This is a genomic window from Rickettsia massiliae MTU5 (assembly GCF_000016625.1).
GTDB lineage: Bacteria > Pseudomonadota > Alphaproteobacteria > Rickettsiales > Rickettsiaceae > Rickettsia > Rickettsia rickettsii.
In genome coordinates this window covers 786,217-806,352 of the sequence record NC_009900.1, presented here as the reverse complement: position 1 = coordinate 806,352, position 20,136 = coordinate 786,217, and the positions used below count along the sequence as shown (strand labels likewise).

Here is a 20,136-nt window from a genome sequence, read left to right as displayed (position 1 = left end):
AATAATTAATTTATACTACTCCAAGGTGTTATTTCCCTATATCGCCAATAATATTTTGTGATCTTATCTAATTTGTCCTGATTTGTCTTCCATAATTCCTGCTTATCGGTAGTCCATGGCTTAGGTCCTTGCATAGTGTAAAATGAAATAAGAAAAATAAGGGCTTTGAGTTTCAAAATATGTAAAAAAGTTCCATCTCATCGACAAGGGATAAATATAATGAGGAAAGATTTGATCAAAATATAGAATAATCTGATTCTTGACTAACGGGGTCATTAGAATTCATAACAATATGCAATCTATAGAAACTATCTAAGTCACTATTTAGGGCAAGCCTGTAATCGGTTTGTATAGTTTTTTCATTAAAAGATGACCTGCCTAATACATGAATTAAGCTAAGCCTATATAAACATCTAGCAGTAAGTAAGAGAGTAAACTGTTTAAAAAAGGAATCTCATCCGCTGTATAACCGCTATAATATTTTAGGAAATCATCATCATTTTTTATTTCTAATATTTCTTTTACTTTTCCTTCGTGACCTAAAATAATGAGTTTAGCTAACATGACGAGGTTATAAGAGCTGCATTTGAAAACCCTATAGTTACTCAAGAGTTCTTTGAAATCTACCTACCGCCATCAAAACTTTACTTTCTTTTGAAGCTCTTAGAACGGAAAAAGATAGTTTTGTAGAGCGTAGCCTAAAGAAATCTATTGTTTAAATATATGTTAAAAATTGCTGAATATCATAGGAAAGCGACAGGAAATAAAAAATTTCCTTTTGTGTACTCTTGTGTTGTTCTACAATGTTGTACAAAACTATAATGCACCTACTAATCTATTGGAGTAAACAAAGAGAAAATTACTATGGCTAAAGAAATGAAAAAAGAAGGACTTTCTTTAGAATCTATTATGAAAATAACAAAATTAGATAAGAAAGATATTGAGAAATTAAAATAACATGATTACATTACATGCCGCAAATAAACAGAATACTCACATTTTTGCATATTAAGCCTATAGGAACTTAGAGCTAAAGGCATATATACTCGATGAACTTCAAAAATTGGCTACGTTGTCTCATAAGCTCTGCGGTGCTCACGTATTTAAGTATACGCTCCGCTCCTCGCCTTATAGACTCCTTGCTCTTTTTGCAGTTGATCTTTGTCTATCAATTCTTCATTTACTCGAAGTATATAAATTCATGTTAAATAACTCTCGTTTATGTATTATTTGGTTGTTGGGGCTTATTAGCGGTTTTAATCTAATGATTACCGGTAATACTTTAAATTATTGGCTTGCTAAAGAAGATATAGCACTGCAAACAATCGGTATATTATCATTCATAACGCTTCCCTACTCTATTAATTTCTTGTTAGCACCGATTTTTGATGCAGTGCAAATTAAATATTTAAACAAAATATTCGGTCATAGATTATCTTGGATTTGCTTAACTAGTAGTGCATTGATATTTCTTATATATATTTTCAGCTTTCTAGATCCTAGTACTAATCTATTATTATTTGCTTTCACGGCTTTAATTATTTCTTTTTTTAGTGCTGCACAAGATACTATATTGAGTGCTTTAAGAACGGAAATAGTACCTAAAGAATCGCTTGGGTTTACTTCAGGAATATATATATTCGGTTATCGGGTCGGTATGCTTTTAGCCGGTTCCGGAGCTATTTATTTATCTATTTATTTAACATTTAATGAAATATATAAAATCTTTGCCGGTTTAGTATTTATTTATTTAATTTTATTGATTGTAGGAATTAAGTATTGTTATTTAAACGAGAATATACAACATATACAGATAATCAAGAATGATATAAAAAATAATCAAAATAAAAAAAACATAATAAATTTTATATATAATGCGTTAAAACCTATAGGTTCTGTTTATTTCATTATTCTTATATTAATTTTCCTAGTATTATATAGATTAACGGATAACTTAATTAATGTTATGATTAACCCGTTTTTGCTTCATCTTGAGTATGATGCTTTTGCAATAGCAAGCGTTGGAAAGTTTTGGGGAGTTGTAGGAGCTATAATCGGTGGACTTGTCGGCGGTGTTATTATGAAACATAAAAATATATTAAATAGTATATTTTTATTTGGTATTATTCATGCTTTAGGACATATTTTATTTATTTTTCTTGAAATAAACGGTAAAAATTCTTTATTATTATTTATTACGATAGGAATAGCAAGTATTACCGGCGGTATGACGATGACTGCTTATATCGCCTTTATTTCTTCACTCTGTCAAGGTAAATTTCGAGCTACTCAATATTCTTTTCTTTCATCGATGATGGGGATTTCGCGCTCAATTTTTCCTATAATTTCAGGCTATATGGTAGTAAATTTCGGTTGGAAAAATTTCTTTTTATTTACTACTATTATAACTATTCCGTCTTTATTAATATTATTAAAAATAAAAACTAAATTACAATAATGAATGATATATTAAGTATAATATTTTTAATACCGTATACCAAGTATTTTTATATTAAATCAAAGTGCAAAAAAATATCGTCGCTTCAAAAAAGCTCTACCTAGTGTAATTGTTGCTGCGATATGTTATAATAATATACTTATTATACATATAATCGTTTTCAATCATGATTTCTTCTTTATTTTTATGATTTGGTATATAGTAATACCTCTTTTCATAAATTTACATGTTTATTTGTATATGGTTTTTATCATGGGCAATAATTGGTTATAATATTAGAAAATTAAATAAAAATGCTATAATATTAGAAAATAATTAATAAAATAGGAGCAGTAACAATTTGGAGCATCATAGCTCTAGTATATTATTATATCGGACTTGATAAGTTCAATAAAATGGCTATTTAAATGAATAATGATATATTAAGTGCTTTTTTACATGGCATCGTTTTAGCTCTCGGTTTAATAGTGCCGCTCGGAGTACAGAATATTTTTATATTCAATCAAGGAGCAAAACAGCCAAAGTTTAGCAAGGCTTTACCTAGCATAATTGCAGCCTCAATATGTGATACTATGCTTATATGTATGGCAGTTCTTGGGATATCTTTGTTAATTCTTGAAATTTCTTGGTTAAAATTATCTATATTTATTGTTGGATTTATTTTCTTAATTTATATGGGATATAATACTTGGAATCAGCCGCCTATTGATCTTACAATGAATTCCGGGGCTTTTTCAGCTAAAAAACAAATTTTATTTGCTATATCGGTATCAATATTAAATCCGCATGCAATTATGGATACGATTATAGTAATAGGTACTAGTGCTTTAAAGTATAGCGGTATTGCAAAAATTATATTTACCTTAACTTGCATACTTATATCTTGGATATGGTTTTTTGCTTTAGCAGTTGCAGGTTATAATATCAGAAAGCTAAATAAAAGTAGTACGATTTTAACTATAATTAATAAAATAGCTGCTATTATTATTTGGGCAGTTGCTTTTTATATTGGAGTACAAATATTGTATGAAATCGGTTTTATTAACTAGACATATTGAAGAAAATAATGAAACTATCAAGGAAATAAGTAAATATAATTTAGATTTACGTGATATCCATTGTCCTTTAATTAAATATAAAACTCTAGATTTTAATATCGATATTTTAGATAATTACTCGAATATAATAATAACTAGTAAATATGCAGCAAGTATCTTATTAACTGGTCATAACTTAAAACAAGATATTTGGGTAGTAGGTAGTAAGTCAAAACGATTATTAGGCAAGAAAGTAATGTATACTGCTAAAAACGTGGAAGATTTGATTAAGCATTTTCCTCCTGATTTATATGAGCAGACTATATATTTATCTTCAAATGAAATTACTAAAGATTTACCTAGCAAAATAGCTAGACATATCATTTATAATGTAGAATATTTGAATGAGCTGCCCGTATCTATTATAAAAGAATTTAAAAATAATATTGATTTTATATTACTTTATTCTCAAAATAGTGCTAAGACTTTAGTAAAATTATTACTTCAAAATAATTTATTAGAGTACTTACAAGATAGTTTAGTTGTAGCCATAAGTTTGAAAGTCGCAAATATAGTTAGACCTTTTATAAAAAATGTGGTTTATTGTGATGATCAAAACCTTAACGATATAATCAAGTTATTATCTGAAAATGCACAAATTCGATAGTTTCTTTAAAAGCAAAAACATCTTTTTTATAGCAATTATAGCAATAGTAATATTTATCTTATCTTCTTTTACTCTTTATCATAATAGATCCGATATTTTAAAACTGTTTAAAAGTGAAAATAAGGATTTAAGCCAAATTCCTGATCAAGTAGTAGAAAATAAAGAAAATACTACCCTGGAAGAAAAGGAAGCAGCGCCTCTATTATCTACCAAGTCGCTTTTAAATTACGTAAGTTCTTTAAAGTTTCCTGAAGCACCGACTAATTTAGTAGAACCAAAATTAGAAACTGTAGTCAATGCAGCCTCATTCGGATACAAGGAACAAGGAGCGAAGCCTATAACTAATAGGAGAGCGACGAGTGACGAGGTAGGCGGATGGGTATCACTTGACTATATTAATTACTTATTAAATGTAAATCTATTAGTATATAATTTCATGCAAGATAAGGATTATAGTAAAGAACTAAGAATAGTAAAATCCCGCCTGCTGTCTCAAGATATAAGGAATATTTTAAATAACTTAGAAGCATATAATAATTATCTTTTTTCTAAATCAAGTAGTACAGAAGTAATTTTTCCTGCCAACCATAAGTGGCTGGAGAAGTTTATCAAAATTGAAAAAAAACCTTCTGCTATGATGATAAAAGAACAAGATAAAGCTCTAATTTTAGAGCACTTAAACTATCTAATCAATTTTCTTTATTCAGAAAAATTTATGCAGGAGTTTGTAAATAAAGATGTTTAGGTTATTATTAATATGTGCTACTTTTTTACTGCTTTATTTCGGGTTTACTTTTATAGAGAGCTTTGATTCAAAAGTTTTTATTAGTTTATATGATTATAATATTGAGACTACCTTGTTCTTTAGTCTTATTTTAGGGCTTTTATTACTAATTTCTTGTTTTATTGTCATTAGATTTCTAATATTAATTATCGATTTACCATCTAAAATACATAATATTTTTAGTAAACGAAAAATTAATCATGATAGATATGCTTTAATTTTAGCTTTTGCCGAATATATTATGAATAATAAAGCTAAATCTGCTTCTATTGCTCGCAAAAATTTATCTTCTGAAGCTCTAAAAGATTCACAAGAATTCCATAATTTAATCTTAGCCGTAACTGAAGAGGATGTAGATAGAAAAATTTCCTATTTTCAAAAACTTATTACATCTAAAGAATTTGTTTTTTACGGTAGCAAAAATCTAGCAAAACTTTATTATGATAAATCTTTGTATGAGAAAGCAGAAAATTACGCAACAAAGGCTTATAATTTCAATGAACTTGATATTGACAATTTAATTACTTTAATGCGTTGTTATGCTAGACTTTCTCTATGGACGAAATTTATTTTTATAACGAATAAGCTTGCAAAATTTCATAAACATGAGTCTATGCCGGAAATTGCTGAGTATTATTTATTAGCAGCGAAGCAAGAAGTAGAAAGTAATAATACGGCTAATGCTATAGATTATTTGGCAACGGCTGTAGATTTAAATTTTTATAACGACGAATTACTAGAATTTTACTTTAATTTAAATAAATAAGCTTAATGTTAATAAAAAGATCAAAATATTAAAACATGCTTTTCGTATTATATCCCCTCTTTAAAATTAGTGCAACTATTTAAAAAATTTACTTCTCTATCAGATAGGCAAATTTACGAAGAATTAACTCAAGAGTTAGATGCTAAAAAAGATGCAATATTAATTTTGGCAATAGAAGCTTGTTTAGAATTGTAGACGTTGTGATATGGATTCTTTTATGTCATTCCCACGTGGATAACAAATCGTCATTGCGAGCAACCGTAGACTGCGTGGCAATCCGGAAAAATAATAAAAAAAATTCTGATTTACAGAATTTTTAACTGGATTGCTTCGTCAATTACTTAAGTAATTTCCTTACAATGACGACTTGGGTACCTACGCAACAACGCCTGCTCGTAATGACGGATAAGTCGAACCACACAACAAAAACTAATATAAAAATAATTTCTTTGGGCTCTTACTAATTTCTTCATTTACATTATTATTATGGTGATGATAATTAGATTGAATTGTTATTAAATAAGCATTTATTGCTTTAGAAAATTCTTCAGTTTTATAACGAAAGAAGTGGTCAGCTCCATTGATAATTTTATAATCAACTTTAATATGGGATTGTTGTTTAGATAATCTATTTGCTAGGTCTTTTACATCATCTGCCGATACTATACTATCCTTATCTCCCTGTAATATAAACCCTGGAATAGGACAAGGTGAGAGGAATGAGAAGTCATATTTATGAATTGTATTAACCGGCGGTGAAATAGCAATAAAATGATTTATTTCCGGACGTCGCATTACAAGTTGCATAGCTATCCATGCTCCGAAAGAAAATCCTAATATCAGATTAGACTGAGCATTTGGGTTATTCTGCTGTAACCAGTCGAGAGCTGCCCCCGCATCAACCACTTCACCGACTCCGTTATCAAATTTACCTTGTGATCCCCCTACTCCTCTAAAATTAATACGTAAGACGGTATAACCGTTATCTGCTAAAATCTTATAGGCATTATAAACTACTTTATTATTCATATTACCCTCATATAAAGGATGAGGATGAAGCACTAATGCAATAGGGGCGTTAGGCGAGGTAGCTTTTGCATATCTTCCTTCAATTCGTCCTTCCGGACCGTTAAAATAAATTTGCGGCATAATTATTCATAATATTTAATTTATTCGATATGATATTTTACCACTTTTTCTTATTAGTGCAACTATTCTTAATTAAAATATGATTGTATTGACGCATGCCGCCATATATACTAAAATGTAGTCAAATCAGTTGGATTGAATTACAAGGAGCGAGAGGCGCAGCCTATAGATAATAGGAGAGCGACGAGAGACGATGTCAGTGAATGCAAATCATTAATCAATGTATAAATAGCGGCGGTTTGCCTTGCAAACCACATATTAAGATTCCTAATGAAAAGACTATAAAAACTTTTGAGGATACAGATAAGCAAATTGGTTTAACTATTTTAAATAATACAAAAGAAATGTTTAATAAGTTAGGCACCTAATTTGTATCATCATTGCAAGCGACTAAAAAAACCTTGTTGTACGACTTCTATGTCATTCCCGCGAAAGTGGGAGTCTAGAAAAAATCACCTTAATACTAGTAAATTACAGGTTATTGACAAAATAAACCTAAAAAAACAAGTTTTTTATAGGTTTTACTGGATTCCCGCTTTCGCGGGAATGACATATAAAGCTTATCTAAGAAAATACTGCTCGCTCCACTGCATCTACGCTATGTTGCACTAAATCCTTAGCAATTTCTTTAGTAATCATCTTTTTTAGACCGTTTTTAAGTTCTTGTCTAACACATCCAAGCATTTGCGGTTCTGCTACAATAATCAATTCCTTATATTTAGCTTGATCAGCAGTAGTTACTTTCTCTAAATGTTTAATAACGCTCCTTGCTGCTTCTTTATGTTCTATATCTTTTAGCGAAGTATGCGGCTCAAACAACGAAGCCGGTGTAGATTTATTTTGGTAAAGGCTTTGTCTTTTTTTTCTATGGTGGTGATGCTCCTCTAAATCCAAAGATAATTTTAAAGGTGTATTAGTAGTAATTTTAACTCCTTGAGCGTCGTAAAGCATCATTTGCTTACTATCGATAACCGCAATTAATTTTAACGGTGCTGTACTTACCATAAATACCTCCATAAGAACTAAGTTGTAATTTTATGATAATACTAATTATTTTTAAAACCTAATATTAATTTAATAATTTTTGCTTTTCACTGTTAATAATTTGCTCAACCTTGTCATTAAGTATACGTACGTCTGTTTGCTCTATTTCTTCTTTTTCTATTACACCTATAATCTTTATCTTTATAGTTCCAGGTTGCTTAAACCAAAAACCTCTAGGCCAAAATAAACCGGCATTATGAGCCATCATCACAATTGGAACTTTAGTAATTGAAGCAAGCTTTACGGCACTTGGTTTAAATTTTACCGTTCTATCAGGCGGAACTTTAGTTGATTCTGGAAATATTATTAACCATAATCCTTCTTTTATTTTTTCCTGACCTTCTCTTAAAATCTGAGCAACCGAGCTATTAGTACCACGGTCAACCGCAATAGGTTTAACCATCCGAAGTCCCCAACCAAGCAGGGGTATATTAAATAATTCACGCTTTAATACCCAAGAATGTTTAGGAATAATCAGTTGCATAAACATTTGATCCCAAAAGGATTGGTGATTAGACACGACTATTGAAGTAGTCTTCGGTAATTTCTCAAGCCCCTCTACTTCATATTTTAAACTGCAACAAATTTTTGCAAGCCACACAAAAGCATAAGAAAAGATAATGGCAATTCTATATCTTATTTGATAGTTGACATTGAAAAATGTTACGGGTATGTAACATATAAGAAAAAAAATAAATGTAAATAACGATAATAATCCGTAAAATGATAAAATTCTTAAACGCCACAGCATAAATTATTAAGATAATTATATTAATTAAAATGGTATTTATAACATAATTTTACAATGAGTAAAATAAAAAGGTATTAAATGAAAAAAACTGTTCTTTCCGGTGTGCAAGCAACCGGTGCTTTACACCTTGGTAACTATCTTGGTGCAATTAAAAACTGGGTTAAAATGCAGGAAGAATATAATTGTTTTTTCTTCTTAGCAGATTTGCATGCTATCACGGTTGATATTAAGCCATCAGAACTTAACAATTCAATTATGGAGGTGCTTGCTTTTTATTTAGCAGCAGGGCTTAACCCCGACAAAGTAACGATTTTTGCCCAAAGTATGGTGAAAGAGCATACTGAACTTGCTTGGTTACTAAATTGCGTTACACCGCTTGGATGGTTAAAGCGCATGACGCAATTTAAAGATAAAGCAGGTAGTGATCAAGAAAAGGCTTGTCTGGGGTTATTGTCCTATCCGGTACTTATGGCAGCGGATATCTTAATATATAAAGCCGATATAGTGCCTGTAGGTGAGGATCAGAAGCAGCATTTAGAGCTAACAAGAGATATCGCAGGGGTAATAAATAGAAAATTTAACAAAGAAATTCTAAAAGTTCCTGAGGTTTTAATTAGTGCAACAGGCACAAGAATCATGAGCTTACGGGATGGATTAAAGAAAATGAGTAAATCTGATATTTCGGATTTTTCCCGTATCAATTTAAAAGATGATAACGATCTTATTCATCAAAAAATAAAAAAAGCCAAAACCGATCACTTAAGTTTTGCTAGCTATGATAAAGAAACAAGACCGGAAATTAGTAATTTATTAGATATTTATAGAAGTTTATCCGAAGAAAGCTTGGAAAAAATAATCGGTAATTATCAAAACCAAGGCTTCGCAAAATTTAAAGAAGATTTGGCAGAAATTATTATTACAAATCTACAACCGATACGTGATAAATATTTAGAATTAATGAATGATAAAGAATATTTATTAAAAATACTGCACAAAGGAGCAGAAAAAGCAAGAATTAGAGCTTCTGAAACGGTTAACGCAGTGAAAGAACACTTCGGATTTGTAATTTAAATTCATATATTGCAAGATTTCCCTTGAAATATATAAGATTATTTGGTATGAATCTTCTTGGATAGGTGGCCGAGCGGTTTAAGGCACTAGTCTTGAAAACTGGCGTACGGGCAACCGTACCGTGGGTTCGAATCCCACCCTATCCGCCAGCTCAGTTTATAGTATTATGCCCTTTTATTTTCTTTATAGTGCTTAGTAATTTATCTAGTAAAATCCTAATCATTTTTTGATAAGAAACATGTGCAGTTGCTGCTTATGATTTAAAAAATTCTACGCTCTCTTTACTTAAAGAAATGGTTACTTTTACTGAATCATCTTTTAATAAAAGTTCTCTAGGGTGCGGCAAGAAATCTTTTACTATTTTTACTTCCCCTATTTCCCCATCAGTGTATTTTATTCTCTTGCTCATAAATTCTCTTACCTTTATGCCAGTATCCTGCTCCAAAAATTCTTATATGATTATCTCGGAACATAAAACGGTAAAATATTACCATCAACTTTACCTAAACAAAAATATCTTTTTTCTGTAATACTATGGTCTACATCTTGAAGGATTATCCTTTTGATATCTAGAAAAACTCTTTGAGCTTCATAAAAGCTTACGTTATGCTTACCAATATTAATTTTATTTTTTTCTTCATCCTATTCAAAAGAAGAATACATTTTTAGCCTTTAATCGATTAATTTAATAATACTTATTAGCTCTATACTAAATGTCCATATATTTATATGGGTAATAAACCATACTGTTTTCAGTTTTAAATTAAAATTTATTAATTATTTTATCGCCATATTTCATTATTCCAAAGAGTATCTAAAAATTCTTGAATAGGCCAAATGGTAATTTTTTTATTTTCTAAATTAATTATACGTTTTGTTTTTTCAAAAGATATAACATGTAATTTAAAATCACTATCTTTACTAAATTCTAATAGACCTTTTAAATGATTTTTTTGTATAGAAGAAGCAATTTTAACTTCAAATGCATTATTTTGAAATATAAAATCAACCTCATATCCTTCTTTAGTACGCCAATAAAATAACTCATCTCTTTTGTCGTTTAAATATTTATAAGCTATTAATTCTAAGAATACATAATGCTCAAAAGATTTACCAGCATCAAACCCTGTCATTTCCTGATATTCATATTTCCTTAGGTAATTGCTAAGTGCGGTATCAAAAAGGTAAAATTTAGGCATTTCCGTAATAATTTGCCTTTTACTACGTGATCTTCTATACGGATAAAGATGATGTCCTAAATACATATCTTCTAATATTTCAAGATATGTTCTAACGGTTTTTGCATCAACACCGCAATCTCTTGCTATATTACTATAATTTATCATCTCACCGTTTGATCAGAATAGCATAGCGGCAAAAACATATATCTCCAAGCTCTTCCGTCAAAAGTAAATTGCTACCTGTTGATTTTAAGCGCCTAGCACTGGAGCCACAAAGGATAAATTGTAAAGATTTATTAGATTCTATTAAATAATGAACCTCATCTAACAGTAAGGGAATTTTTTGTACCTCATCAATAATAATAGTTGAGATGCCGTCTTTTGACTTAAGCTCTTCTCTGAAACGTTCAGGATTTTGAAAGTAAACTTTATAGATATCAGCTTGTAATAAATCTATATATAAACTATCCGGAAAACGTTGTTTCAGATATGTTGACTTACCAGTTTTACGTGCTCCCCATAAAAAACAGGACTGTCCTTTTGGTAATTCTAAGTCTAAATATCTATTTGTCTAGTTGATTTAAGAGGTTATCTGTAAATAAATTGTAATTAGCAAGTAAAGAGCTTTTTTAGCAAAAATTGATAAGATTTTTGATAGGATGTTATTCATATTTCAAAAAAATCTTATAATTTGCAGCAAAAAAGAATTAAATTATCGATTAAAATTTATTTACAGATAGCTTCCAACATCATTTTAGCGGCTTTTATGCCTGCTTCTGTTGAAGTTTTTATATTGGTAGTTTCGGTATGGAAAGTTATTTTACTGCCGTCAAGGTTACCGAGCATAAAATCGGTTTGTATATTAGACATCTTTCCAAACTCTACTTCTAGGGGTAATTTGTACGTCAGTCCGGTACTCGCATCTGTGCGATCGCTTTTGTACGCTGCGGTGGCAAGTGCTTCCGTGTTTCCTTCAAATGCCTTCCTATAAGCGAGTTTGGAAAGATGTCTAGGATCTGCATCTAGATATTGTGAATAAGCAGCAATCGGGGTGCGGCAATTAGCATCTAGATACTCTAAAAATGCTCTTTCGGGTTTTATTAGTTCAAAAGTGGGAAGATGATTAATTTGGTTGCATATCTTAAGCATAGCATTATCGTCTTTTCTAATCTCAACTGCAATGACTCCCTGCCCTATGCACGGTAACATCTGTGAATACTCTATCAAATGGCAATACTCCGGATTAAACGCCTCTAACCTTTTAAGACCTGTATATGCTAAAATTGTTGCGTCAACTTCGCCGGTCATTAGCTTTTTTATTCTTGAATCAACATTCCCTCTAAAAACCGTTACCTTTAAATCCGGTCTTATTTTTTGGATAAATGCTTTTCTTCGTACTGCCGAGCTACCTATTACGGCATTTTGCGGCAGCTCTTCTATAGATTTATATTTTAGACAAACAAAAACATCTCTGGGGTCTTCACGCTCTAAAACAGCAGCTATTACTAGCGGTTCAGGTATTCTACCCGGTACATCTTTTAAAGAATGAACAGCTAAGTCAATTTTTTTATCAAGCAAGGCTTGCTCTATTTCCTTTAAAAATAAAGCTTTACCGCCTATATCGTATAATGGTTTATTTTGGATTAAATCCCCGCTAGTAATAATCGGCACTATTTTACAATTAATATCAGGAAAAAATTGTTTGATTTGCTGAATAACTAAATTAGTGTGTATTAAAGCAAGTGGACTTTTTCTTGTACCTATTCTGATAGAATTTGTCATTTGTTTTCTACTATTTCAAAAGGGCTAGTAAAACTTAAAACATTACTGTTTATAATTGCTTCATGATTCATAATAACCGGATGATGTACTTCTCCATGCCCTATTCCTGCTGCTTTATAAGTTCCAATATTTTGAATATGATTTAAACAAAAACTTTTTATAGCTTGTTCTACAAACTCATCCTCTTTAGTAAAATCACCAAAGATTATTGCCTTTATGCATTCAAATATACCGGTATTTTTTAATTGAACTAGATTACGATGTACGGCATAGGCTTTTTCATTAACGTCTTCAAGCAATAGAATTTTATTGTCATCCCTGTGAAAACGGGGATCCAGTATTATTTTTTCTGGATTCCCGCTTTCACAGGGATGACATAAAGAAGCATAGGAATGAGAATGAATTTGCAAACCAGTACTAATCAATTTAGTTAAAACCGTTAAATTTCCGCCTGTTATTGTACCTGTTATATTTTCCTCACTAATTTTCTTTATAGGTATAAGTTGTATTTCACTCTTTTCTCCTTTAAGAACATTTATTATAGGCATAATATCCTGATTAGTAGGCGGTAGTAACGAAGTTAACACTGAACCGTGAATAGTTGGGATATTATAATGGTTATTTAGTAATAAATGCAAAACGGTAATATCGCTATAGCCTATCAGGACTTTATCCCCTTTTTGTTCTATATTAAAACAATCTTCTACAAATTCACTGCATCCATATCCGTCGCGAAAAGCCCAAATTATTTTAACCTGTTCATTTTCCATAGCTTCTTTAAACATTCTCAACCTTTCCTCTTTAGAAGCAGCGAAAAAAGGCAATTCATCACCTGAAAAAATCTTATCATCTACTAAAGTTTTAAAACCATGCAACGCTAGTATTTTAATAGCTTCCTTTAATTTATCTTGTGCATCTGGATAGCTTGACGCCGGTGCTATAATTGATATAAAATCTCGTTGTTTATTAAAAATAATTTTTTTCATAATAATGTCATACCGTGGCGGAGCCACGGTATGACAGCAAAAAGTACTGGATTCCTGTGATCAACGGAATGACATTTTCAATTACAAAGGCATCGTAAAAATAAAAGTAGTCTTTTCCCTGTTTATCGTTTTCTGCCCAAATTTTTCCGGCGTGCAGTTCTATTACTTTCTTACATAATGCACAGTCCTACTCCTCTACTTCCTGCCGGTGTAAGTGTTTTAGAGCTTACGACAAATACACCGAATATACTCTGCAATTTCTCTTTTAGTACTCCTATTTCATCATCTTTTATACTAAACAAGATATTATTTTCTTGCATGTGTAGATCAATTTTTATTATTCCCTCACTATACAATAGCTGATAGCATTTATTATTAGATTATCGAATGTGTATTTAATATAATGAGGATCACGGTTAAAATTGAAAAGAATATAATTATTATATTCTTTTCAATATCAGATACAAAATGTAAGATTTTGTCGCTTAGATATAATTTTTTACATATTTTAATCCTTTCATGTAGCAATTCGCTTAAGTTTATATCTTTTTTATTTAGTGCATCATTAAGACTGGATAATTTTGAAAAATCTAGAATATTGTTTATCAAGCTATTTAATTTAATAGAGCTTTTAGCTATAATCTCTACTGCATTGCGATGCTGATCTGCATTAAATTTATCATAATTAGCCCATAAGGTTTCACCAAGGCTAATAATACCGGTTAGCGGCGTATTGATTTCATGGTTTATATTACGTAAGAACTCCTGTTGCAAATCAAGTAACTTCTCTAATTTCTGCTCTCTATAATTAACTCTATTACCTAAAGGAGTATTTTTTAGGTTAACTAATTTTTCTTGCTCTTGCCTTGGTTTTAAGCATACTATTATAAAGGCTACTAAATAAGGTTAGGAATATACTACTTTGAATTGAAAACTATCTATGCTAATTAATAACTTCTCATCCATAAAATATTTATAAAACTCTATACTAGCAAACACGCCTGTAACGGTCATAAGTAAAGTAGCTTGCCACCTGAACACCTGAATATCGTTGCAATTATAAGTAAGTTAATTATCGAACACATTAATTGCAGTTGATTAAAACTACTTGATATAACAAGTAAACTACCGAAAAATATTAATATAACGAAAGTAGCTACAAACCAAGATAAAGATATAATATAATTCTTTTGAAACTTTAAAGACCATAAAGGATAAGTAATTAATATTGCAGCAGTTATAAGTGTGGTATGGTAAATAATATTATATATCTCCAAATGGTTCATTATTCTGCTACCTGATGTGGTGGTATATAAAGATGAGAACATCGCGATATTAAAATAAATATACCGACATAACTATAAGTAATTTCTTGATTTGGTAGGGTACTTTCCCAATATTTAAAGATGTTAAAATTCTTAAGATCACGAAATAAAGTCAAACCTTTTCTTTCTCTCTCTTGCCTGATTATTTTAACGGCTAGCGGCTCTTTTAAAGAACTAAACCCTCCGGGTTGCTTTAAAATATAATGGCTTCCAAGGAAAAAGAGTAAATTTACAATAGTTGCGGGTAGTATCGGATAAATACCGAGAACTGCTCTTAAAGAAAATATTTGCCACAATATAATAGTTAATATTGCAGCAATCATACTGATAAAAAAACTTTTTGCACTTGATTTAAAACCGTATATTAACAAAATTAACGGCAAAGTGATTAGCGGTAAATAGATGCTAGTCAATAATAAAAATAGATTTATTAAATCTTTAGTGTAGAGCGATATAATAAAACCTATTAATCCTATAGTAATTGCGGTTATATAATTATAATTTAATGAAGCTTTTTTAATGATGTCATTAGTAAACGTTACCACTGCAACGTTAATATAAGAGTTCGTACTTGCGATTATCATTGCCATAATAATGCCGACTATTAACCCCTTAAATCCTATATAACTTTTAATGATCCGTAAAAACAATTCATTGGTGTTAACTACCGGATCTTGAGACACTAATAATATTGCAATCCAAATGAATAAAACGGATAAACAAAGACAAATAACTGCCGAAATAAAAAATGTTCGTGATATTTGCCTTGTGTCTTTTGCCATCAATATTCTTTGAAAAATTGAAGGACCAACTGACGGAATCGCAAAATATATAAAAATATTTAAAGAAATCCAAAATTTAGGACTAGTATAGTGAAACAATCCTTGTAAATCAGTAAGACGAGTTTGTACATTTGAGTCTATAACTATATGTGGATCGCTAAAAACATTCCATACGACAATTCCTATTACCGGAATAATTACACTATAAGTAACCGATTTTACACCGCCAAAAGCAGAATAGCTTATTATTATAGTGGCAATACATAAATCTATGTAAAAATTTGAAATGTTAAAGAATATCTGTAATATTAAACTTGCTACGTGGAATTGTATGACAATCCTACCTATAGACATTAATATACTAACCGATGTAAGAATACGAACTTTGTTACCGTACGCCTCCCCTATTATTTCTGCTGCCGATAAGCTACCCAAAAAATTCTCAAAACGAGGAGCTATAAAGTCACTAATTAATAACCAACTAACGACGCTACCGAATATACTAGGTAATAAGTACAATAATCCGTCCGTATATATTCTTGAATTATCGATTAAAAAAGTACTAGTACCGATCCAAGTAGCAATAAGAGTTGCAACTATTGTACCTGTAGAAAAATTCCTTGTTCCTATCGCATATTCGCGAATATTTTTTATATTTTTGATATTTAGAAGTCCAACTAGCAAATTAATCGCTAAAAAGCTAGTAAAAATAAGGAGATCTATATTTGGCATAGAGTGAAGTTATAGGGATTTTCTATGCAAATAATAATAAAGATAAAAAAAGAAACAAACAATATTTTTGTGGAGTTAAAAAAGTATTTCATTCCTACGAATACACATGGGTGTCATAAGACTCGATGTCATTCCCGCGTAGGCGGGAATCCAGTACTTCAAAACTTTTTAAAAGATTTTTTTAAAGTTTGCTTTATCTCGCTTTATGCTGAATTCCTGCTTCTGCGGGCATGACATAAACGAGCCATGCAATAAGGCCGCTTTTAGCTAGGAATGACATCATTTTTATTCATAAAGATTCAATTCTTTTAATGCCTGACCTAATGATGCTACAGTATAATCGTTATTATACCAAGTTGTGTACTCATCAAGTGCATTATGACGATCATTGTAATCAACTATAGCTGTGTTTTTCTATTCTAATACATTTAATCTATGGCTAGGAGTAGCTGCATCTTGAGTACACTGAAGATTTACATTACCGCCATTTTGTATTAAAGTTTCTACGATTTTAGTAGCGTTATAATCGCTATACCAATCAAGTGGCGTTTTACCACTCTTATCATAGAAATTTACATTAGGTTTTGTATGCGTATTTTTTATGCATTTTTCTAAGAATGCGGCTCCAAATTCACCGAACCATGCTATTGCATTAGAATTCAATTGATCCATAATGTTAGGATTAAATCCTTGCTGTTTTACTATTTTTTCTATTATAGGCTCAGCTAAAGATTTCAGCTCTTTAAAATTGTTGATTAACAATGTTTTTTCTTGACCGGATGCTTTTGAAATCTCTTGTTTAATAGACCCTATTATATTACCAAGCGTAGCAATTATATTATTACCGCCGGTAAAATTTAGGTTACAATTTTCTAATGTTTTTTCTACTAATTTCTTTACATTCATTATTAAAGTTTTAAAATCTGCTTGAGCTAAATATTTATGACCGTTATCAGACATTTTAGATATTGTATTTTGTATTTGTAAAGTACCGATAGCTAATAAATTTAATATATTATTTGCTTCAAGCGAAGGATTAGCACCAAATTTAACTAGAGTCTCAATCATTTTATATATTTATCCATTTGAGTTTGAAATAAACTTATATTTTGATTACTCGGATTATTAGTAATAAGCTGATATTTATTTAAATATGTATTGTAGAATATAAAGCAATATGATTTTATCTTGATCAAGATCATTAATATCTAAACCTAATTGTGTAAATTTTACAATTTGTGTCTTACGGAAATCATCAGAAATATGCGACTCCATAGCAACACGGAAAAATTATGAATTTGTGCTTTCTCAGTTGAAACAAATTTTGCCATAAGTGCAGGGTTATGATGAAATACATCAATAACATTGGAGCTATTACTCTACATACCCCATTCAAATATAGTATTACCGTTTGTATCTTTCTTATCCCAATTAGTGTCAGGGATGAGGATCATTTTGTGTAATATCTGTACAGCAGCAGTATTTTCTAAAACATTTTTAACATTCTGATCTTATTGTTGAGGTATTAAACTACAAAGCGCTTCAAAAATGTATGTTTCCTGAAGTTAATAAGGTGTATACATAAAAGTCTCCAATTTATATTAATTTTTTATAAAAAATACCATGAAATATAGTTTGTATCTCAATTATAATAATACATGAAAACTTAATAAATGTCAAGTAATTATTAAAAAATTAACTATTATTTAATACCAAGGTGCGAGAGATAAGTTTATTTTAATCCCTTTAACGGTAACATCAGCTTCTTTATCGGCAAGATATTTTTCTTCTCTGATTAAGGCGATTGCTTTATTGTGATAACTTGAGCATATTACGCCAATTTTATTGTTATCTGCGAGTATTTCTTCATCTTTAACTAATGAAGATAAATCTTCATCTGCTGTAATTTTATATATCTTTCTTCTTATAACTCCTTGATATTTAGCTCTTGAAATCACTTCCTGCCCGACATAACAACCTTTATCAAAACTAATTGCATTTAACTCCTCAGCACCATACATATTTGGAATAGATTTATCTGTGATTAAATCTTCCACACCATCTATTATTGCAAAATTATATTTATCTTCTAGGTATATTAGATTCCCGCTTTCGCTGGGAGATGTTGTTGAGGGGGGCGGTGCCCCCTCTGTCACCCCGTGGCTTGACCACGGGGTCCAGTCTTTTTTAATTATTTTCTGGATACCGCGGTCAAGCCACGGTATGACATCGAGCTTATTTATTGAGCGGAAACCAAGCTTAGCATAACGAGGATCACGAACCGTAATTAGCGAGTTTATATCTAATTTTTGAAGTGAGTAGATAACTTTATATTCGTCACTACAATCTATTACTTGTATTTTTGAGCGAAATTTATAGAAGTTTAAATACTCTATCAAAGCAGCTTTATTACTTTTATCAATATCAAGGTAAATTTCCTCAGGGTTATGAACATACACGAAAAAATCAAATAAATATCTTCCTTGATTATTAAGCAAATAAGTATAGCAATAATTATAGTCAATTGATTTGGACTCGCCTACTGCGTTACTCGTCGTCTCGCCTATTATTATAGGCTTCGCTCCTTGCTCCTTGTATCCGAATTCAACTGAATTGCTCTTACAAATATCGTTAGTAATGAGATTTTGTAGGAACTTTACGGAATCGAAACCTATTATTTTGATAACTTCTCTATTACTTAATATTTCATACATAATTATAATATTATTGACTTTATAGGTTCCTAACTACTATACTCTAAATTTATATAAATTAAACTTAATAATTATGAGATGTTCATCTTACTGTACTTCTTCTGAATATAAGATGAGTGATCTAGTTACTAATTTAAAAAAGATTGGTCTTGAACCTCAACATTTTGACGATGTTTTATATATTCGGAAAGAGATAAATAAAGATTCTGATTTTATAGAGATATTTTTCTTTCCGTTTGGTTGTGTAACTATTTGGGGCGGCGATGAAATTCAAGAAAAAATAGTTTTAAGCGATACTGATTTAGTACCAGTAAATAAGCTTAAAGAGCCGGTATCCGATTATATTTATTTTGAATATAATACGGAAGTCAAGAAAACATTTATTGATGAAGAAAAAAATAAAATAATCTTAGCAGATAAATCAGTTTTTGTTAAACTTTCTATTTCTCATGCTCTTGCACAATCGGTTAAACTTAGCGTTCTTGAGCAATCTGTTAGTAACTTGATTGTTCAGACAACCCCTATACAACAGGAACTAGCTAGAACCGGTAGCGTATCGCTTTCTAAAAAAGAGATATTACAGCAAATAGGTATATTATTTAACGAGCGTTATTCAATCAGTTTGCATAGCGATATATTCGATACTCCGGAGTTCTTTTGGCGTCGTCCGAGTTATGAGCCTCTATATCTCATGACGGCAGAGTTTCAAGACATAGAAATACGGCAAAATATAATGAATCATCGTCTTAATATGATTCACGAGCTTTTAGACATTCTTTCAAACGATCTTAATTATAAACATTCCACCAAACTTGAGTGGATTATTATTATTTTAATCGGTCTTGAAGTTGTTCTGTCGTTATCTCATACTAATCTTTTCTTAAAAATTATTGGAGCTTTATAAATA

21 protein-coding genes, 1 tRNA gene and 5 pseudogenes are annotated in these 20,136 nt (G+C 30.5%); 10 read left to right on the top strand and 17 right to left on the bottom strand.

The genetic code is table 11. The features are described 5' to 3' along the window. Positions 1-5: 5 nt before the first annotated feature. Positions 6-612 (bottom strand): annotated as a pseudogene (locus tag RMA_RS12015) (glycosyltransferase family 8 protein); the annotation flags it as partial. Positions 613-840: 228 nt separating this feature from the next. Between RMA_RS12015 and RMA_RS04345 the strand changes: the two are divergent. From RMA_RS04345 to RMA_RS04320, 6 genes and pseudogenes are all read left to right on the top strand, one after another. Then, positions 841-957 (top strand): annotated as a pseudogene (locus tag RMA_RS04345) (transposase); the annotation flags it as partial. 244 nt (positions 958-1,201) lie between these two features. Beyond that, positions 1,202-2,458 (top strand): AmpG family muropeptide MFS transporter, encoded by a 1,257-nt coding sequence (locus RMA_RS04340; RefSeq protein WP_041404743.1) that lies wholly within the window; start codon positions 1,202-1,204, stop codon positions 2,456-2,458. A 407-nt stretch (positions 2,459-2,865) separates the two neighbouring features. Beyond that, positions 2,866-3,507, top strand: coding sequence for a LysE/ArgO family amino acid transporter (locus RMA_RS04335; RefSeq protein ID WP_012152904.1), 642 nt, complete (start codon positions 2,866-2,868; stop codon positions 3,505-3,507). Continuing rightward, positions 3,485-4,162, top strand: coding sequence for a uroporphyrinogen-III synthase (locus tag RMA_RS04330; protein WP_014408734.1), 678 nt, complete (start codon positions 3,485-3,487; stop codon positions 4,160-4,162). Before RMA_RS04335 ends, RMA_RS04330 begins: the two co-directional genes overlap by 23 nt. After that, positions 4,146-4,907, top strand: coding sequence for a palindromic element RPE2 domain-containing protein (locus RMA_RS04325; protein ID WP_041404742.1), 762 nt, complete (start codon positions 4,146-4,148; stop codon positions 4,905-4,907). The genes RMA_RS04330 and RMA_RS04325 overlap by 17 nt, the downstream gene beginning before the upstream one ends. Continuing rightward, positions 4,900-5,907 (top strand): annotated as a pseudogene (locus RMA_RS04320) (tetratricopeptide repeat protein). The gene RMA_RS04325 and the pseudogene RMA_RS04320 overlap by 8 nt, the downstream one beginning before the upstream one ends. 234 nt (positions 5,908-6,141) lie before the next feature. Here RMA_RS04320 and RMA_RS04315 read toward each other — a convergent pair. After that, positions 6,142-6,861 carry an alpha/beta hydrolase gene (locus tag RMA_RS04315; protein WP_014365719.1) on the bottom strand — a complete coding sequence of 240 codons (720 nt, stop codon included), beginning with the start codon at positions 6,859-6,861 and terminating at the stop codon, positions 6,142-6,144. Positions 6,862-7,100: 239 nt separating this feature from the next. Between RMA_RS04315 and RMA_RS04310 the strand changes: the two genes are divergently transcribed. Beyond that, the gene (locus RMA_RS04310; protein ID WP_041405012.1) at positions 7,101-7,229 is read left to right on the top strand and encodes a hypothetical protein; all 129 of its coding nucleotides are present in this window, start codon (positions 7,101-7,103) and stop codon (positions 7,227-7,229) included. Between the two features lie 196 nt (positions 7,230-7,425). On the opposite strand, the gene RMA_RS04305 is transcribed toward RMA_RS04310, so the two are convergent. Beyond that, on the bottom strand, positions 7,426-7,866 hold the full coding sequence (locus RMA_RS04305; RefSeq protein ID WP_041404741.1) for a host attachment protein: 441 nt from the start codon (positions 7,864-7,866) through the stop codon (positions 7,426-7,428). A gap of 64 nt (positions 7,867-7,930) precedes the next feature. After that, positions 7,931-8,656: a lysophospholipid acyltransferase family protein gene (locus RMA_RS04300; protein ID WP_012152899.1), complete on the bottom strand. Its 726-nt coding sequence runs from the start codon at positions 8,654-8,656 to the stop codon at positions 7,931-7,933. 78 nt (positions 8,657-8,734) lie between these two features. Here RMA_RS04300 and trpS point away from each other — a divergent pair, with 78 nt between their 5' ends. Beyond that, positions 8,735-9,727, top strand: coding sequence for a tryptophan--tRNA ligase (trpS, locus tag RMA_RS04295; RefSeq protein ID WP_012152898.1), 993 nt, complete (start codon positions 8,735-8,737; stop codon positions 9,725-9,727). A 59-nt stretch (positions 9,728-9,786) separates the two neighbouring features. Next, a tRNA-Ser gene (locus RMA_RS04290) sits at positions 9,787-9,876 on the top strand. Positions 9,877-9,891: 15 nt separating this feature from the next. On the opposite strand, the pseudogene RMA_RS12010 reads toward RMA_RS04290, so the two are convergent. The 13 genes and pseudogenes from RMA_RS12010 to RMA_RS04245 form a co-directional block, all read right to left on the bottom strand. Continuing rightward, positions 9,892-10,136, bottom strand: a pseudogene (locus RMA_RS12010) (CopG family transcriptional regulator). A gap of 50 nt (positions 10,137-10,186) precedes the next feature. After that, positions 10,187-10,345 carry a BrnT family toxin gene (locus tag RMA_RS10985; RefSeq protein ID WP_238375580.1) on the bottom strand — a complete coding sequence of 53 codons (159 nt, stop codon included), beginning with the start codon at positions 10,343-10,345 and terminating at the stop codon, positions 10,187-10,189. Between the two features lie 164 nt (positions 10,346-10,509). Continuing rightward, on the bottom strand, positions 10,510-11,073 hold the full coding sequence (locus tag RMA_RS10980; RefSeq protein ID WP_238375392.1) for an ATP-binding protein: 564 nt from the start codon (positions 11,071-11,073) through the stop codon (positions 10,510-10,512). A gap of 1 nt (position 11,074) precedes the next feature. Continuing rightward, the gene (locus RMA_RS10265) at positions 11,075-11,395 is read right to left on the bottom strand and encodes an AAA family ATPase (protein ID WP_238375579.1); all 321 of its coding nucleotides are present in this window, start codon (positions 11,393-11,395) and stop codon (positions 11,075-11,077) included. A gap of 239 nt (positions 11,396-11,634) precedes the next feature. Further along, positions 11,635-12,690, bottom strand: coding sequence for a hydroxymethylbilane synthase (hemC, locus tag RMA_RS04275; protein ID WP_012152897.1), 1,056 nt, complete (start codon positions 12,688-12,690; stop codon positions 11,635-11,637). Beyond that, positions 12,687-13,676, bottom strand: a complete 990-nt coding sequence (locus RMA_RS04270; RefSeq protein ID WP_041404740.1) for an LD-carboxypeptidase — start codon at positions 13,674-13,676, stop codon at positions 12,687-12,689. The genes hemC and RMA_RS04270 overlap by 4 nt, the downstream gene beginning before the upstream one ends. A 170-nt stretch (positions 13,677-13,846) precedes the next feature. Continuing rightward, complete coding sequence (locus tag RMA_RS09385; protein WP_041404739.1) at positions 13,847-13,996, bottom strand: ATP-binding protein; 150 nt, start codon at positions 13,994-13,996, stop codon at positions 13,847-13,849. 55 nt (positions 13,997-14,051) lie between these two features. Next, on the bottom strand, positions 14,052-14,450 hold the full coding sequence (locus RMA_RS04260; RefSeq protein WP_041404738.1) for a sensor histidine kinase: 399 nt from the start codon (positions 14,448-14,450) through the stop codon (positions 14,052-14,054). Positions 14,451-14,686: 236 nt separating this feature from the next. Next, the gene (locus tag RMA_RS10975) at positions 14,687-14,962 is read right to left on the bottom strand and encodes a hypothetical protein (RefSeq protein WP_238375391.1); all 276 of its coding nucleotides are present in this window, start codon (positions 14,960-14,962) and stop codon (positions 14,687-14,689) included. Next, positions 14,962-16,515, bottom strand: coding sequence for a sodium:solute symporter (locus RMA_RS04255; RefSeq protein WP_238375390.1), 1,554 nt, complete (start codon positions 16,513-16,515; stop codon positions 14,962-14,964). Before RMA_RS04255 ends, RMA_RS10975 begins: the two co-directional genes overlap by 1 nt. Before the next feature lie 414 nt (positions 16,516-16,929). Then, on the bottom strand, positions 16,930-17,583 hold the full coding sequence (locus RMA_RS04250) for an ankyrin repeat domain-containing protein (protein WP_041404737.1): 654 nt from the start codon (positions 17,581-17,583) through the stop codon (positions 16,930-16,932). 79 nt (positions 17,584-17,662) lie between these two features. Beyond that, positions 17,663-17,969: pseudogene (locus RMA_RS10970) on the bottom strand (hypothetical protein). Between the two features lie 252 nt (positions 17,970-18,221). After that, positions 18,222-19,229 (bottom strand): YgfZ/GcvT domain-containing protein, encoded by a 1,008-nt coding sequence (locus tag RMA_RS04245; protein ID WP_041404736.1) that lies wholly within the window; start codon positions 19,227-19,229, stop codon positions 18,222-18,224. 112 nt (positions 19,230-19,341) lie between these two features. Between RMA_RS04245 and RMA_RS04240 the strand changes: the two genes are divergently transcribed. Beyond that, positions 19,342-20,133 (top strand): RMD1 family protein, encoded by a 792-nt coding sequence (locus tag RMA_RS04240; protein WP_012150942.1) that lies wholly within the window; start codon positions 19,342-19,344, stop codon positions 20,131-20,133. Positions 20,134-20,136: the final 3 nt, after the last annotated feature.